At 72.2% G+C, this 16170-nt stretch carries 12 protein-coding genes and 1 riboswitch; of the genes, 8 read left to right on the plus strand and 4 right to left on the minus strand.

Going from position 1 to position 16170, the window contains the following annotated elements:
* Positions 1 to 451: 451 nt before the first annotated feature.
* Both nagA and ACQPXD_RS02245 read right to left on the minus strand, forming a co-directional pair.
* Entirely contained in the window at positions 452 to 1570 is a 1119-nt protein-coding gene (gene nagA, locus ACQPXD_RS02240) for an N-acetylglucosamine-6-phosphate deacetylase (RefSeq protein ID WP_432834305.1), read from the minus strand.
* Positions 1567 to 2508 carry an ROK family protein gene (locus ACQPXD_RS02245; protein ID WP_432834307.1) on the minus strand — a complete coding sequence of 314 codons (942 nt, stop codon included), beginning with the start codon at positions 2506 to 2508 and terminating at the stop codon, positions 1567 to 1569. The genes nagA and ACQPXD_RS02245 overlap by 4 nt, the downstream gene beginning before the upstream one ends.
* Before the next feature lie 187 nt (positions 2509 to 2695).
* Here ACQPXD_RS02245 and ACQPXD_RS02250 point away from each other — a divergent pair, with 187 nt between their 5' ends.
* Both ACQPXD_RS02250 and ACQPXD_RS02255 read left to right on the plus strand, forming a co-directional pair.
* The gene (locus ACQPXD_RS02250) at positions 2696 to 3481 is read left to right on the plus strand and encodes a DeoR/GlpR family DNA-binding transcription regulator (RefSeq protein ID WP_432834309.1); all 786 of its coding nucleotides are present in this window, start codon (positions 2696 to 2698) and stop codon (positions 3479 to 3481) included.
* Positions 3482 to 3606: 125 nt separating this feature from the next.
* Positions 3607 to 3951 (plus strand): DUF3263 domain-containing protein, encoded by a 345-nt coding sequence (locus ACQPXD_RS02255; protein WP_432834311.1) that lies wholly within the window; start codon positions 3607 to 3609, stop codon positions 3949 to 3951.
* A gap of 14 nt (positions 3952 to 3965) precedes the next feature.
* On the opposite strand, the gene ACQPXD_RS02260 is transcribed toward ACQPXD_RS02255, so the two are convergent.
* A complete protein-coding gene (locus tag ACQPXD_RS02260; RefSeq protein WP_432834312.1) occupies positions 3966 to 6218 on the minus strand; it encodes an AAA family ATPase in 2253 nt (750 codons plus the stop codon).
* 77 nt (positions 6219 to 6295) lie between these two features.
* On the opposite strand from ACQPXD_RS02260, the gene ACQPXD_RS02265 reads away from it, so the two are divergent.
* On the plus strand, positions 6296 to 8989 hold the full coding sequence (locus ACQPXD_RS02265) for an alpha/beta fold hydrolase (RefSeq protein WP_432834314.1): 2694 nt from the start codon (positions 6296 to 6298) through the stop codon (positions 8987 to 8989).
* Positions 8986 to 9858, plus strand: a complete 873-nt coding sequence (locus ACQPXD_RS02270) for an ABC transporter permease (protein WP_432834316.1) — start codon at positions 8986 to 8988, stop codon at positions 9856 to 9858. The genes ACQPXD_RS02265 and ACQPXD_RS02270 overlap by 4 nt, the downstream gene beginning before the upstream one ends.
* A gap of 2 nt (positions 9859 to 9860) precedes the next feature.
* Here ACQPXD_RS02270 and ACQPXD_RS02275 read toward each other — a convergent pair whose 3' ends face one another.
* Positions 9861 to 10709, minus strand: a complete 849-nt coding sequence (locus tag ACQPXD_RS02275; protein ID WP_432843557.1) for a glucosyl-3-phosphoglycerate synthase — start codon at positions 10707 to 10709, stop codon at positions 9861 to 9863.
* Positions 10710 to 10867: 158 nt separating this feature from the next.
* Positions 10868 to 11002, plus strand: a riboswitch (SAM riboswitch).
* A 15-nt stretch (positions 11003 to 11017) separates the two neighbouring features.
* Between ACQPXD_RS02275 and thrC the strand changes: the two genes are divergently transcribed.
* From thrC to ACQPXD_RS02295, 4 genes are all read left to right on the plus strand, one after another.
* Entirely contained in the window at positions 11018 to 12286 is a 1269-nt protein-coding gene (gene thrC, locus ACQPXD_RS02280) for a threonine synthase (RefSeq protein ID WP_432834318.1), read from the plus strand.
* 326 nt (positions 12287 to 12612) lie between these two features.
* Entirely contained in the window at positions 12613 to 13614 is a 1002-nt protein-coding gene (locus ACQPXD_RS02285; protein ID WP_432834320.1) for a GNAT family N-acetyltransferase, read from the plus strand.
* 36 nt (positions 13615 to 13650) lie between these two features.
* Entirely contained in the window at positions 13651 to 15324 is a 1674-nt protein-coding gene (paaN, locus tag ACQPXD_RS02290) for a phenylacetic acid degradation protein PaaN (RefSeq protein ID WP_432834322.1), read from the plus strand.
* Between the two features lie 282 nt (positions 15325 to 15606).
* Entirely contained in the window at positions 15607 to 15810 is a 204-nt protein-coding gene (locus tag ACQPXD_RS02295) for a cold-shock protein (protein WP_432834324.1), read from the plus strand.
* The last annotated feature ends 360 nt before the right edge of the window (positions 15811 to 16170 follow it).

Genomic DNA, 16170 nt, shown 5'->3' on the forward strand with positions numbered 1-16170 from the left:
CATGGCGTGGCCGGGCCTGCGGGCAGGCCGTGGCGGGCAGGCCGTGGCCGGGCCTGCGGGCGGGCTCGCGCGAAGCGCGGGGCCGTGCGGGCGGGCCTGCGGGCGGGCCTGCGGGCGGGCCTGCGGGCGGGCGCGGGCGGGCCTGCGGGCGGGCGCGGGCGGGCCCTTTCACGACGAGCGCGGTCCGCGAACAGATCCCACACGGCCGGGCCGCGATCAGATCTACACGGCTGACGCTGCACGCCGCGGAGCACGACGCAGCGGCCACAAGTCTCCGTGATCACGCCGAACCCGCCACCGACACCAAGGGTTTTTCATGATCACGGAGTGTCCATGTACACCCGTGTACCGAAAGTCTCCGGGATCATGGCAAACCCGTGGTGCGGTCACGACGGGCATCATGATCACGGAGACTTACGCCCGCCCGGGCTGCACGGTGGGGCGGGAGAGGCTAGGCGACCCAGTCGCCGGCGCGCATCACGCGCTGGACGGTCAGGGCGTCGTCGAGCAGGACCAGGTCGGCGCGCAGGCCCGGGCGGAGCGCGCCGAGTTCCTCCGACAGGCCCAGGGCGGCGGCGGGAGTGGCCGAGGCCATCTGGGCGGCGGCGGGCAGGGACAGGCCCGCGCCGACGGCGCGGCGGAAGGCCTTGTCCATGGTCAACGTGCTGCCGGCGATCGAGCCGTCGCGGGTCAGGCGGGCCACGCCGGCGGCGACCTCCACGCTCTGGCCGCCCAGGTCGTAGGAGCCGTCGGGCATGCCGGCGGCGGCCATCGCGTCGGTGATCAGGGCCGCGCGGGACGGGCCGGTGACCGTGGTGGCGAAGGCCAGGGTGCCGTCGTGCAGGTGGACGCCGTCGGCGACGAACTCGCAGATCACCTCGCGGGCGCCGAGCAGCGCGAAGACCGGGCCGGGCTGGCGGTGGTGCGGCGGGCGCATGCCGTTGAAGACGTGGGTGCCGACCGTGGCGCCGGCCGCGACGCCGGCGAGGGTTTCCTCGTAGGTCGCATCGGTGTGGCCGATGGCGGCCACGACGCCGCGGGCGACGAGCAGCTTGATGGCCTCCAGCGCGCCGGGCAGCTCCGGGGCGATCGTCACCAGGCGTACCGCACCCTCGCCGGCATCGATCAGGGACTCGAGCTCGTCGAGGGACGGGCGGCGCAGGTGGGCCGGGTTCTGGGCGCCGCAGCGGGTCTGGGACAGGTACGGGCCCTCGAAGTGGATGCCGGCGATCACACCCTCCGCGGCGAGCGGGGCGAAGGCCTTGGTGGCGCTCATCATCAGCTCCGGCGGCGAGGTCACCAGGCTGGCCAGCATGGTCGTGGTGCCGTGACCGAGGTGGTACCGCGCGGCCGTGCGCGCCTCCTCGACGTCACCGGTGGTGAAGGTCGCCCCGCCGCCGCCGTGCACGTGGATGTCGACGAAGCCGGGTACGACAACGGCGGCCGACGCATCCACGGCACCGGAAGCTGAGGGACCGACCTCGGCGATGCGCGAGCCCTCGATCCGGACGAAGCCGTTGTCGATGACGCGGTCACCCGCGACCACCCGGACACCGGACACCACCGTCATTGCGTGTTCCCCTTCGTGATCAGGTTGTCCAAGGCGATGAGGGCCGCGCCCAGGCAGCCGGCCTCGTCGCCCAGCGCGGCGCGGGTGATGACCGGCTCGCGGTGGAACGTCACGCGCGCGTGCACGCCCTCGCGCAGCGGGGCGAGCAGCGCCTCGCCGGCTTCGGCCAGGCCGCCGCCGACCACGATTATCGCCGGGTCGAACAGCGCCATGCCGACCAGCAGCCCGTCGGCGAGCGCGTCGATCGTCTCCTGCCAGACGGCGACCGCGATCGGCTCGCCCTCGGCGGCCAGGCGGGCCACCTCCTCGGCGGTGGCGGCCCGGCCGGCCTGCTCGGAGTAGCGCCGGCCGACCGCCGACGCCGAGGCGATGGACTCCAGGCAGCCGCGCTGGCCGCAGCCGCACGGCGGGCCGCCCGGGCGCACGATGATGTGGCCGATCTCGCCGCCGGCGCCGTGCGCGCCCGAATACACCTGGCCGTGCACCACGTTGGCCGCCGCGATGCCGGTGCCGATGGGGACGACGAGGACGTAGTCGTGGCCGTGCCCGGCGCCTAATCGCGCCTCGGCCAGGCCGCCGGCCCGCACGTCGTGGCCGAGGGCGGCGGGCAGCCCGAGGCGTTCTTCCAGCAGAGCCTGCAACGGTACGTCCCGGAAGCCCACGTTCGCGGCCCACACGGCCACGCCGTTGACCTCGTCGATGACGCCCGGCACCACCAGCCCGGCCCCGACGGGCTCCAGCCCCTTGGCGCGGGCGGTGGCGGCGAGCCCCTCGGCGATGCCGAGAATGGTCTCGATCACGGCCGGTCCGCCCCGGTCCGCCCCGGTCGGGTGGCGCTCCGCATGCAGCACCTCGTGCAGCGCGTCACCGTCGGCGCCGACCAGGGCACATTTGATCGCGGTGCCCCCGACATCGAGGGCGATCACGGTCTGTGTCATGTGCGGTTCGTCCTCGACTGATCGTTCCGGCGCCAAACCTGGGCGGTTCGCGCATCATTGCGCACCGGTGGGCTGGCTGGCAACCGTACCCCGATGGTTAGTTCAAGCAGTTGCCTTTGCGTTTACCCGCTGTTTCGCGCATCATTGTGCACACATCTCGCACCGTACGCGCAAAGGAGGGGGTCGCGTGGACCGTTATGCGCGTTGGAACGCGCTCCTCGAGATCCTCACCGACAGCGGGCGGATCAGCGTGGAGGAGGCGGCCGAGCGACTGGACGTGTCGCAGGCGACGATCCGCCGCGACTTCGACCAGCTCGCCCAGCAGCAGATGATCACGCGCACCCGCGGCGGCGCCGTGGCCAACGGCGTGTCGTACGACCTGCCCCTGCGGTACAAAACCGCCAAACACGCCCCGGAGAAGCAGCGCATCGGCGCCGCGGCGGCCGCGCTGGTCTCGCCCGGCATGGTCGTCGCGCTCAATGGCGGCACGACCACGACCGAAGTGGCCCGCGCGCTCGCGGTGCGCCCCGAGCTCACCGGCGGGGTCGACGACGCCCAGCTCACCGTGGTCACCAACGCGCTGAACATCGCCAACGAGCTGCTGGTCCGCTCGCGGATGAAGATCGTCGTCACCGGCGGGGTGGTCCGGCCGCAGTCCTTCGAGCTCGTCGGCCCGCTCGGCGGCAACATCCTGCGCGACGTCACCCTCGACATCGCCCTGCTCGGCGTCGACGCGCTCGACGTGACCCTGGGCGCCGCCGCCCACCACGAGGGCGAGGCCGCGATGAACAGCCTGATGGTCGCCCGCGCCCGGCGCGTCGTGATCATCGCGGACAGCTCCAAGCTGGGCGGCCACGCCTTCGCCCGGATCTGCCCGATCGACCGCATCGACACGCTGGTCACCGACTCCAACGCGACCCAGTCGACCCTCGACGCCTTCCGCGAGGCCAGCGTCAAGATCGTCACCGCCTGACCCCGGCCCGGACGGATCCGGATTTTTCGTATTTGGTGCCGGCTGCGCCGGGTGTTGCGTGCTGGGTGCGACTGGGCGCGAAACGGTTAGGCTGGGCGCATCCCCCGAGCCGCCCAGGAGCGACGATGAAACGCGACGATCTCGCGACCCGCGTTCCCGCGCAACCCTCCACCGAGGACGTCGAGGACCTCGACGATCTCGACGGCGACGCCCCCCGCGGCGACATCGCGGTCGCCGAGGAGCCGCCGGAGCTCGACGAGCGGGGCAAGCGGATCCTCGCGTTCGAGAGGCAGTGGTGGCGCCAGGCGGGCGCGAAGGAGCAGGCGATCCGCGACGCGTTCGGGCTCAGCGCCACGCGGTATTACCAGCTGCTCAACGTCCTCCTCGACGACCCGCTGGCGCTGGCGCACGACCCGCTGGTGGTGCAGCGCCTGCGCCGCCTCCGCGCCTCGCGCACCCGCCGCCGCTAGCGCACCCGCCGCCGCTAGCGCACCCGCTGCTGCTCCGCGTAGTTCGCCAGCCAGGCCACCTGGACCGGGTCCAGCGACGGGCGGACCCGCTCGCGGGCCAGCTCGACGTGGGCGGCCGTCACCTCGGTGGCGTCCAGCGACTCGCGCATCGCGGCCAGCGCCGACTCGCGGACCAGGGCCGCGCAGTCCGCGGCCGAGAACCGGTCCAGCGACGCGGCCAGCGCGCCCAGGTCCACGTCGGCGGCGAGCGGCACCGACTTGGCGGCCGCGCGCAGGATCTCCGCGCGGGCGTCCGCGTCCGGCGGGGGCACGAAGACCAGGCGCTCCAGGCGCCCGGGGCGCAGCAGGGCCGGGTCGACCAGGTCCGGGCGGTTGGTGGCGCCGATGACCACGACGTTGCGCAGGGACTCGACGCCGTCGAGCTCGGTGAGCAGCGCGGCGACCACGCGGTCGGTGGTGCCGCCGTCGGTGGCCTGGCCGCGGGTCGGGGCCAGGGCGTCGACCTCGTCCAGGAAGACCAGCGTCGGCGCGGCCTCCCGGGCCCGGCGGAAGAGCTCGCGCACCGCCCGCTCGGACTCGCCGACCCACTTGGAGAGCAGCTCCGCGCCCTTGACGGAGAGCACGTTGGCCTTGCCGGTGCCGGCGATCGCCTTGACCAGGTAGGTCTTGCCGCAGCCGGGCGGGCCGTAGAGCAGCACGCCGCGCGGCGGTTCGACGCCCAGGCGGGAGAAGGCGTCCGGGTACGACAGCGGCCACAGCACCGACTCGGTGAGCGTCTGCTTGACCTCGACCATGTCGCCGACGTCGTCGAGGGTGACCTTGGCCAGCTCCAGCGAGCTCTCCGCCATCGAGGTCGGCCGGACGACCTCCAGCGCGGCGTCGAAGTCGGCCATGACGACCTGCGGGGTCTCGGACTCCCGGCGGTGGCGCAGCGCGGCCCGGACCCCGGCCTCGCGGGCCAGCGCGGCCAGGTCGGCGGCGACGAAGCCGGGCGTGCGGCCGGCGACGTCGTCGAGGCGCACGTCCTCGGCCAGCGGCATGCCCCGGGTGAGCACGGCGAGCTCCTCGCGGCGCAGGGCGGCGTCGGGCAGCGGTACCGAGATCTCGTGCGCCAGCAGCTCGGGGGAGTGCAGCGCCGGATCCACGGCCTCCGGGCGGCTGGTCGTGCACACCACCGCCTCGCCCTCGCGGATCAGCCCGGCCAGGAGCTGCCGGAAGACGGTGGCGAGCGGGCCGGGCTGGTCGCGCGGGGCCAGCGCGTCGACGTCGGAGATGAGCAGGATGGCGGGGCCGGGCGCACGCATCTCGTCGGCCGCCTTGCGCAGCCGGCCGGCGGCGTCGTTGTTGGTCAGCGCCGCGATCTCCGGCGCCCACAGGGCGATCACCTGGGCCTCGACCTCGCCGGCGACGGCGTGCACGAGCGCGGACTTGCCCGAGCCGGCCGGGCCGGTGACCAGCACGCCGAGCGACACGGAGGTGCCGAGCTTGGCCAGCACCTCGCCGTGGTGGAAGCCGAGGTCCAGCAGCTCGATCAGCTGCTCGGCCTGGGCCCGCAGGCCCGGCAGGTCCGCCAGGGCGACAACCGGGGCGGCGCGGCCGGCGGACGCGGGCGCCGCCGCCGGGGCCGCGGCGGCGGGGGCCATGACGGTGCCGGGGGCGTGCGTGGCCTGGCCGTGCTCCCAGCCGACCGCGGTGTCCATGGTGACCAGGGCGCCCGGGTCAGGCTCGGCGGCGACGACGGTCAGCAGGGCGCTGGTCCACGCGTAGCCGACGGTGTTGGACAGGCTCCGCCGGGCCGCCTCGACCAGGCCGCGGTCGACCATGTGTACGGCCGGCGTGGAAACCGACAGTGTGCCCAGCGACACGTCCTGGGGCAGCAGCGAGACGTTGTCGCCGACCGTGACCACCTTGCCCAGCAGGGCCAGGCGCAGCATCTCCGGGGAGACGACCGCCATGATCTCGGCCGGGCCGGACAGCGTGACGCTCTGCGCGGCCCGCAGCGGGGCGGCGGCCACCGCCACCTGGCCGCCGTCGCGCAGGCCCAGGTTGCCCAGCACCAGGTCGTCGGCGTAGAGCAGGGCGCGGCTGGCGCCCGGCTCGGCCACCGCGACGATCCCGGCCGAGACCCGCCGGCCGGTGAGCGAGATCGGGTCGCCGGGGCGCAGGCCGAGGGCGGTGAGCACCTCGGGGTGCAGGCGCACCACGCCGCGGCGGGCGTCGAGCGCGGCCGGGCGGAGGCTGGCAGTGAGCGTCAAGGTCGCCGACACGAAACCGAGCGTAGCCGTTGCTGAGAAGGGCCTGAGTCTTTCGGCGGGGCGCAACATCGGGTGCGTACGTTTGGTCAATGCGACTTCGCCTGCCGGGCCTCACCCGGCGCCAGGTCATCTCCGGCGCCGCCGTGATCGTGCTCGTGGCGGGGCTGGTCGGCTGGGCCGCGTGGCCGACGCCGAAGAGCTTCCGCGCCGTCGACCAGCTCATTTCGGTCCGGACCGGGCCGGACGACTCGGCCTCGGTGACCCTCGACACGACGCTGTACCTGCCCAAGTCCGCGAGCGCCGAGCACCCGGTCCCGGCGATCCTGCTCGCGCACGGCTTCGGCGGCACCAAGCAGAGCGTGCGCGCCGACGCCGAGCAATATGCCGACCTCGGCTACGCGGTGCTCGCCTGGACCGCGCAGGGCTTCGGCCGCTCGACCGGCGAGATCCACCTGGACAGCCCGGACTGGGAGGTCAAGGACGCGCAGCGGCTCATCGACTGGCTCGCGGCCCGGCCCGAGATCCGCAAGGACGGCGGCGATCCGCGGGTCGCCGCGGTCGGCGGCTCCTACGGCGGGGCGCTGTCGCTGCTGCTGGCCGCCCAGGACAGCCGGGTCGACGCGATCGTACCGATGATCACGTGGAACGACCTGGTCACGTCGTTCCTGCCGGGCGGGGTGTTCAAGAAGCAGTGGGCCGGGCAGTTCTTCGGCTCGTCGGAAAATCCGCAGAACGCCCAGTGCGGGCGCTTCGCCGAGGACATCTGCCAGGCGTACTTGTCCATCGCCACGACTGGCAAGGCCACGCCGGCCGCCGAGGCGCTGTTGCGCAAGTCGTCGCCGGCGCCGGTGCTGGACAAGATCAAGGCGCCGACGCTGCTCGTGCAGGGCCAGGTCGACACGCTGTTCCCGCTGAGCGAGGGCGACGCCAACGCGCGCGGCATCGCGGCCAACGGCACCCCGGTGCGGGTGGCCTGGTTCACCGGCGGGCACGACGGCGGCACCGGGCCGCAGTCCGAGGTCGACCGGCTGCGGTACCTCACCGGCCAATGGCTCGACCACTACCTCAAGGGCAACGGCAAGGCGCCCGAGAACAGCTTCACCTACTCGCGCGTGTCGGGGCTCAACGCGCAGGGCCGCGGCCTGGTGACCGCCGCGTCGTCGGTGCCGTCCTACCCCGGCCTCAACGATCCCGGCGCCGCCGTCGAGCTGCAGGGCCCGGCCCAGCAGATCGCCAGCCCGCCGGACGGCAACCCGGCGGGGATCTCCTCGCTGCCGCTCGCCGGCCTGTCCGGCCTGGCCGGGGGGAGCGGCGTCGCGGTGACCCAGGAGATCCCGGGCCAGCACGCCGACTTCGTCTCCGCCCCGCTCGCCGCCGCTTACGACGCGGCCGGCGCCCCGGTCGTGCACCTGCGCGCGGCGTCGCCGACCGGCGAGGCGACGCTGTTCGTCAAGCTCTACGACGTGCCGGCCAAGGGCGCGCCGTCGATCCCGGACGGGCTGATCGCGCCCGTTCACCTCACCGGGCTGCCGAAGTCGATCGCGGATGCGGTACCGGTGACCGTGACCCTGCCGGCCGTGGTGCACCGCTTCGAGGCGGGCAGCCGGGTGGGGGTCACGGTCGCCTCGGCCGACACCGCCTACTGGTCGCCGCCGGACCCGGTGGTCTACTCCGTCGCGGTCGACGGCGCGATCACGCTGCCCGCCATCGCCGGGACGCCGATCGCCAATCCCGACATCATTTGGCGGTACATCCTGGCCGGACTCGTCGCCGCGCTCGCGCTCGCGCTGCTCGTCGTGCTGCTCGTGGCCCGCGGCCGGGCCCGGCGCATCGACCGCAGCGTGGACACCGAGCTCGTGGACATGCCGCTGGTGGTGCGCGGGCTGCGCAAGGAGTACAAGAACTTCGTCGCGGTGTCCAAGGTGGACTTCACCGTGCGGCGCGGGCAGGTGGTCGGCCTGCTCGGCCCCAACGGCGCGGGCAAGACCACCTCGCTGCGGGTGCTCATGGGCCTCACCCGGCCGACCTCGGGCGAGATCCTGGTCTTCGGCCACCGGCTGCTGCCCGGCTCGCCGGTGCTGTCCCGGGTCGGCGCGCTGGTCGAGGGGCCGGGCTTCCTGCCGCACCTCACCGGCGCGCAGAACCTCGAGCTGTACTGGAAGGCCACCGGCCGCCCGGCCCAGGACGCGCACTTCGAGGAGGCCTACGACATCGCCGGCCTCGGCACTGCCGTCCACCGCAGGGTGCGCACCTACAGCCACGGCATGCGGCAGCGGCTGGCCATTGCCCAGGCCATGCTCGGCCTGCCCGAGCTGCTGGTCCTCGACGAGCCGACGGACGGGCTCGACCCTCCGCAGATCGCCGAGATGCGCAAAGTACTGCGCCGCTATGCCACAGGTGGGCGGGCCGTGCTGGTCTCCAGCCACCTGCTCGCGGAGGTGGAGCAGACCTGCACCGACGTCGTCGTCATGCACAAGGGCGAGGTGGTCGCGGCCGGGCCGGTCGAGGACATCGTCGGCGACTCGCCGTCGGTGCAGCTGGACGTGTCCGATGTGGACGCGGCCGAGAAGGTGCTGGAGGAGCTGACCGGGGTGAAGGCGGTGGCCTGGTCCGGCGGGCGCGGCCTGGTCGTCGACATCGACGGCACGCCGCGCGCCGAGGTGGTGGCGGCGCTGGTGCGGGCCGGGGTCGGCATCGACCGGGTCACGCCGCGGCGGCGGCTGGAGGACGCGTTCCTGTCCCTGGTGGGCGGGGACACCAAGGCGAGTGGGGAGCGATCGTGAGCACCGACGTCATCGGGGGTGCCGTGGGGTACCGCCCCGGCGCGACCCTCTCGCTGTGGACCGAGATCCGCCGGCAGGCCTCCCGCCGCCGGACCCAGCTGGCGCTGGGCTTCATGGTGCTGCTGCCGCTGATCATCCTGGTCGCGTTCCAGCTGGACACCGGCGGGGGCGGCGACGACGGCGGCGCGGGCGGGGAGTTCTCCCGCCTGTCCGACCTGGCCACCTCCGGCGGGCCGAACTTCACCCTGTTCACCCTGCTGGTGTCGGCGAGCTTCCTGCTGGTGGTGATCGTGGCGCTGTTCTGCGGCGACACGGTGGCCAGCGAGGCGAGTTGGGGGAGCCTGCGGTACCTGCTCGCGATGCCCGTCCCGCGGGCCCGCCTGCTCGGCATCAAGCTCGTCGTCGCGCTGCTCTACAGCCTGCTCGCGATCGTCACCCTGGTGGGCACCGCGCTGCTGGCCGGGACGCTGCGCTACGGCTGGGCGCCGTTGAGCGCCCCGATCGGCGGGGAGATCCCGGCCGGGACGGGCGTGGTGCGGCTGCTGGAGATCGTCGCCTACCTCTGCGTCACGCTGCTGGTGGTGGCCTCGCTCGCGTTCCTGCTGTCGGTGTCGACCGACGCCCCGCTCGGCGCGGTCGGCGGCGCCGTGCTGCTGCAGATCCTGTCCAACATCCTCGACCAGATCACCGCGCTGGGTAACCTGCGCACCGTGCTGCCGACGCACTACGCCGACGCCTGGCTGGGCCTGCTGTCCAGTCCGATGCAGACCGACGACCTGGTCAAGGGCTGCGTGGCGGCGCTCGCCTATGCCACCGTCTTCTTCGCCCTGGGCTGGTGGCGGTTCCTGCGCAAGGACGTGGTGAGCTGAGCTCAGGCCGGTGCGTAGCCCGGGACCGTCTCCATCGGGGGACGGTCCGGGTGGGCGACCGGAGTCACCCGCGGTACCACGGCGGAATCATGCCGCTCGAACTGCGTCAAGGTCGGCCAGAGCGGGTGGCTCGGGGCGACCCGGGCGTTGATCGTGTGCACGATCGTCGCGGCCATCCGGCCCAGGGCGGCCGTGTCCTGATGGCCGTGGGTGCGCTGGCCCAGGTCGACCTGGGCCACCGCGTCCAGCCCGTGGCGGGCGTAGGTGTCGATGAGCAGGCCCGTCTCCACGCCGTAGCCGGCCGCGAACGGCAGCGACTCCAGCAGGCTCCGGCGGGCCGCATACTCCCCGGCCAGCGGCTGCACCACCCCGGCCAGCTCCGGGAAGTGCGCGTTGAGCAGGGGCCGGGCGGCCAGCTCCGTGACCCGGCCGCCGCCGGCCGCGGAGACGTCCAGCAGCGGGCGGTCGTAGAAGGCCTTCACCATCAGCGTCGCCGGGTCGGCCAGCAGCGGGCCCAGCAGGCCCGTCACGAAGTGGGGGCGGAAGTCGGTGAGGTCGGCGTCGACGTACACCAAAATGTCGCCCTTGGTGACGGCGAGCGCCTTCCACAGCACCTCGCCCTTGCCCGGCCGGGAGCCGGTCGCCGGCAGGATGTTGTCGCGGTGGTGGACGGTCGCGCCGGCCGCCGCGGCCACCTCGGCGGTGCGGTCCACCGAGCCCGAGTCGACCACCACCAGCTCGTCGACGATCGGGCCGAGCATGCGCACGCCGGTTACGATCTCGCCGACCGTCGGCTCCTCGTCCAGCGCGGGCAGGACCACGCTCACTCGGGTCTCACCCTTCGCGGCCAGGACTTCCTCCGCCGGCCAGTCGCGCCAGCTCGAGGTGTGCCGGGAGAACCACTCGGCCGCGATCGGGTGCATGAATGAAACGCTAGCCCTGTCCACCTCGTGAGATGACTCATACCCAGAGGCCGGTGGCGCCCCTTACACTCGGCTTATAACTGAATACCTCATCCAGAGGGGCAGAGGGATACGGCCCGATGAAGCCCCGGCAACCCCTGCGGTGGCTCGATGTTGAGGCTCTCCGCGGTAGGTGCCAAATCCGTCCCGGCGCGCGCCCGTGCGCTTGGGAAAGATGAGAGGAAAGGCCTCCCGTCATGACCTCGACGCTCAGCGTCTTCACCGACTCCCCGGCCCGCAACCTGGTCTGCCGCGGCTGTGGAGCGACGTTCCCGCTCGCCGCGCAGCACGCCTGTTACGAGTGTTTCGGCCCCCTCGAGGTGGGCTACGACCCGGCGGCGCTGGCCAAGGTGACCCGGGAGCAGATCGAGGCCGGCCCCAAGAACATCTGGCGGTATGCGCCGCTGCTGCCGGTCGGCGTCGACCCGGAGTCCCGGGTCACGCTCGACCCCGGCCTCACGCCGCTGGTCAAGGCCGACGGGCTGGCCGCGGAGCTGGGCTTCACCGCACCGCTGTGGGTGAAGGACGACTCGGCCAACCCGACCCACTCGTTCAAGGACCGGGTCGTGTCGGTCGCGCTGACCGCGGCCAAGGCGCTGGGCTTCACGCGGTATTCCTGCGCCTCCACCGGCAACCTCGCCAACTCCGTCGCCGCGCACGCGGCCCGGGCGGGCGTCCCCTCGACCGTGTTCATCCCGGCCGACCTGGAGCCCGGCAAGATCGTCATGACCGCGGTGTACGGCGGCGAGGTCGTCGCCATCGAGGGCTCCTACGACGAGGTCAACCGGCTCTGCTCGGAGCTCACCGAGACCGACGAGTTCGAGCACACCGCGTTCGTCAACGTCAACGTCCGGCCGTTCTACGCCGAGGGCTCCAAGACGCTCGGCTACGAGGTGGCCGAGCAGCTCGGCTGGCGGCTCCCGGCGCAGGTGGTCATCCCGATGGCCAGCGGCGAGCTGCTGACGAAGATCGACAAGGCGTTCGCCGAGCTGGTCGAGATCGGCCTGGTGCCCAACACGCCCTGGAAGGTCTTCGGCGCGCAGTCGGCCGGCTGCAACCCGATCGCCAAGGCCCTGCACGACGGCGCCGACGAGATCATCCCGGTCAAGCCGACCGGCATCGCCAAGTCGCTCAACATCGGCGACCCGGCGGCCGGGCTCTACGCGCTCGAGTCGGTGCGCCGCTCCGGTGGCTGGATGGAGTACGCCGACGACGACGAGATCCGCGCCGGCATCCAGCTGCTGGCCCGCACCACCGGCGTGTTCGCCGAGACGGCCGGCGGGGTGACCGCGGCGGTGCTCAAGAAGCTCGTCGAGTCCGGCCGGCTCGACCCGAGCGCGGAGACGGTGGTGTTCAACACCGGCGACGGGCTCAAGACCCTCGATGCGGTGGCGGAGCTGGTGGGCCCCACCCATCGGGTGAAGCCGTCGCTGAAGTCGGCCCGGGAGGCCGGCCTGCTCGGATGATTTTTTCGGCTCCCACCGTTACGGTGGGTTCACAATCTGAGAGCGCTTTCTCGCTCGGATGAGGGGCGGGTCGTCCGATCGGCGGATGTGATCTATACGGTGCGTAATTGGTGGCGCGCCGAGCGTCCGTTTGAGGACTTGACGCCTTAAGACCCGAGCGCCAGGATGCTCGGTGCGGGAGGACGTGTCGCCGCGAGGCTTGAGCCGATTTTCTCGGTGGGAGCCCGCGACCACAACACCGGAGGTGTTGGCGAGCGTCCTCTCGACCAATTCTCCGGCATTTTAATGGTTTGCCGGGAAGTCTTCCGGCCGCCACGCTGAGGCGCATGGCCCTGCAAACCCTTGAGATCGTCGAGCTGCCCGTCGATGACCCGGCGGCGGTCGACGCGGCGCACCGGATCGCCGACGAAGCGATCCGCAGCGATGCCCCGGACCTCCCGCCCGAGTGCCGCTACGCCTTCGGCATGCAGCTGGTGCACCCGCGCCCGGGCGCCGATCGGCAGGTCTTCCTCGCCCACCGCGACGGCGAGCCGGTCGGCACGGTCGCCCTCGAATTGCCGACCCGCGACAACCTTGACAAGGCCCACATCGAGGTCTCCGTCCCCGTCGGCCTGCGCGGCCGGGGCATCGGCCGGGCTCTCTATGCCCACGCCGCCGGCCTCGCCCGCGACCGGGGCCGCACCTCGGCGCTCAGCTTCAGCCCGCTCGCCCCGGCGCCCAGCGGGTTCGCCGCCGCCATGGGCCTGCAGAACGGGCTCACCGACGCCCGCCGGAAGCTGCGCATCGCCGACCTCGACGAGCCGTCGATCCAGCGGTTGTACGACGAAAGCCTGGCCAAGTCGCCCGGCTACACCGCCGAGCAGTGGATCGGCATGCCGCCCGAGCGCCTGATCGCCGACCTGGCCGGGCTCGACAGCTCGTTCCTCGCCGAGGCGCCCATGGGCGAGCTGGACTACGAGCCGCAGAACATCGACGTCGAGCTCCTGCGCGCCCAGCACGAGGCATATGTGGTGTATGACTCCCGGCGGTACCAGAGCGTGGTGATTCACGAGGCGACCGGCCGGGTCGTGGCCTGGAGCGCGATCCGCGTCCGGCGGACCGTGCGCGAGCACGCCTGGCAGCTCATCACGCTGGTCCACCCGGCGCACCGCGGCCACCGCCTGGGCCTGCGGGTGAAGGTCGACAACCTGCGGTTCCTGCTCGCCCACGAGCCGGTGGCCACGATCCACACCTTCAACGCCGTCGAGAACTCCCACATGATCGCGATCAACGAGGCCATGGGCTTCCGCCTGGCCGAGCTCTGGGCCAACTGGCAGGGCGCGATCTAAAACCGCACCCGGCGTGCCGGTGGCAGGATGGCGCCCATGGAGAACTCGCACCCTATGTTCGCCAGCCACGCCGACACGCTGGAGCGGGCGCTGACCGCGATCGCCGAGCGTGCGTACTGGTCCAACTACCCGGAGTCGCCCAGCCCGCGGGTCTACGGCGAGCACGCCGCCGCCGAGGGCGAGGCCGCGTTCCGCGCCTACCTGGGCGCCGACTTCCCGCTCGCGGACCAGCCCGGCATCACCGACTGGGTGTCGACCGAGCGCTCACCGTTCGGCGTCGCGCTCGACGTGCGGTACCCGCACCTCGACCCTGACCAGGCGTTCCCGGCGCTGGCCGCGGGCATGCCGGCCTGGCGCGCGGCCGGCCCGCAGACCCGCGCTGGCGTGTGCGCCGAGATCCTCGCCCGGCTGCACCAGGCCGCGTTCGAGCTGGCCAACGCCGTGCACGCGACCACCGGCCAGGCCTTCGTCATGGCCTTCCAGGCCGGCGCGGCGCACGCGTTCGACCGCGCGCTGGAGGCGGTCGCCTACGCCTACCGGGAGATGACCCGCACTCCCGCCACGGCCGACTGGGAGAAGCCCGCCGGCAAGGGCCAGACGCTGCACATGTCCAAGACCTTCCATGTGGTACCGCGCGGTGCCGCCCTGGTCGTGGGCTGCAACACGTTCCCGACCTGGAACTCCTACCCCGGCCTCTTCGCGTCGCTGGTCACCGGCAACCCGGTGATCGTCAAGCCGCACCCCCGCGCCGTGCTGCCGCTGGCGATCTCCGTCAAGATCGCCCGGGAGACGCTCGCCGACGCGGGCTTCGACCCCGACCTCGTGCTGCTCGCCGCCGAGGCGCCCGGCGAGGGGCTGGCCAAGACCCTGGCCCTGCGCCCCGAGGTGCGCATCATCGACTTCACCGGCTCGACCGAGTTCGGCGACTGGCTGGAGGCCAACGCCCGGCAGGCCGCCGTCTACACCGAGAAGGCCGGCGTCAACACCGTCGTGGTCGACTCGACCGACGACTTCGCCGGCATGTGCCGCAACATCGGGTTCTCCCTGGTGCTGTACTCCGGGCAGATGTGCACGACGCCGCAGAACATCCTGGTGCCGGCGGCCGGCATCGACACCGACGAGGGGCACAAGAGCCTCGACGAGGTGGCCCAGGGCATCGCGGCCGCGGTCGGCGCGCTCACCCGCGACCCGGCGAAGGGCGTCGAACTCACCGGCGCCATCGTCAACGACGGCGTGCTCGAGCGCTTGGAGAAAGCCGCCGCCGCCGGCGCCCCGGTGCTGGAATCCTCAGACGTTTCCCACCCCGCCTACGCCGGCGCGACGGTCCGCACACCGCTCATCCGGAAACTCGGCGCGGCTGACGCAACAACGTATGGCACCGAGTGGTTCGGCCCCATTTCGTTCGTTGTCGAAACCGATTCCACGGAGCGCAGTTTGCGGATCTTCGCCGACACCGTGGGCAAGAAGGGCGCATTGACCGCTTCGGTGTATTCGACATCGGAGGGGGTGCTCGCGGCGATGGAAGAGGCCGCTCTGCTTGCTGGTGTGCATTTGTCAGTCAACCTTACCAGTGGCGTCTTCGTGAACCAGTCGGCCGCGTTTTCGGACTTCCACGCCACCGGCGCCAATCCGGCGGCCAATGCCTCGCTCACCGACGGTGCCTTCGTAGCCGGCCGGTTCCGCGTCGTGCAGTCCCGCCGTCACGTGTAGCTTCCGAGGTTACTAACACGTAGTCGCCGGGCGATGTTTGACGCTGCAAGGAATCGGGAGCGAGAAGGCATGCTCGGCGACCTTTTCGAGCTACATGATTCGTGACCTTGCTGTCCGATTTGGGCCTGTCGGGGCTCGGGTTATCTCGTGTACCGTGCGGTTCGGTCGTCGTTCCTTCGCCGGAGCCACCCCCGGACCCGGCGGCTGTGGGCCGAAGACCTGGGGGCTGGTCCCCACAGCCAGCCGAGTGATGCAGCAGGACCGAAGTAGAGGAAGTGCACCGTGGCACAGGGCACCGTCAAGTGGTTCAACAGCGAGAAGGGCTATGGCTTCATCGCGGTCGACGGGGGGCAGGACGTGTTCGTCCACTTCTCCGCGATTGAGATGGACGGCTACAAGTCGCTGGAAGACGGACAGCGCGTGGAGTTCGAGATCGCGCAGGGCCAGAAGGGCCCGCAGGCGGAGAAGGTTCGTCTACTCGCCTGACCGAAATCCGGAAAACCCCGCCGGGGCACCGTCCTCATTGCTGAGGAAGGTGCCCTGCGACCGTTTTGTCGGTGCGGGGATTGTTGCCCGATTTGAGTTGTTTTCTGTTTCTAGTCTTTAGCCCTTCGCTTCGCTCGGGCGTGGCTGGGGGGTTCCCACCCCAGGCCCCCCATGGCCGCTGCGCGGCCACTTTTTCTGCGCTGCGCGCCCCTGGCGTCTTGGTGCGGGCCCTTGTTGCGCCTCCGGCGCGGTGGTTGGGGTCTTCTGTCGCGCCTCTGGCGCAGTGGCTTGGGTGCCTTGTTGCGCCTTCGGCGCAGTGGCTTAGGTCCCCTATTGCGCCTTCGGCGCTGGGGTTGGGGT

The organism is Dactylosporangium sp. CA-092794 (assembly GCF_050948465.1).
Classification (GTDB): Bacteria; Actinomycetota; Actinomycetes; order Mycobacteriales; family Micromonosporaceae; genus Dactylosporangium.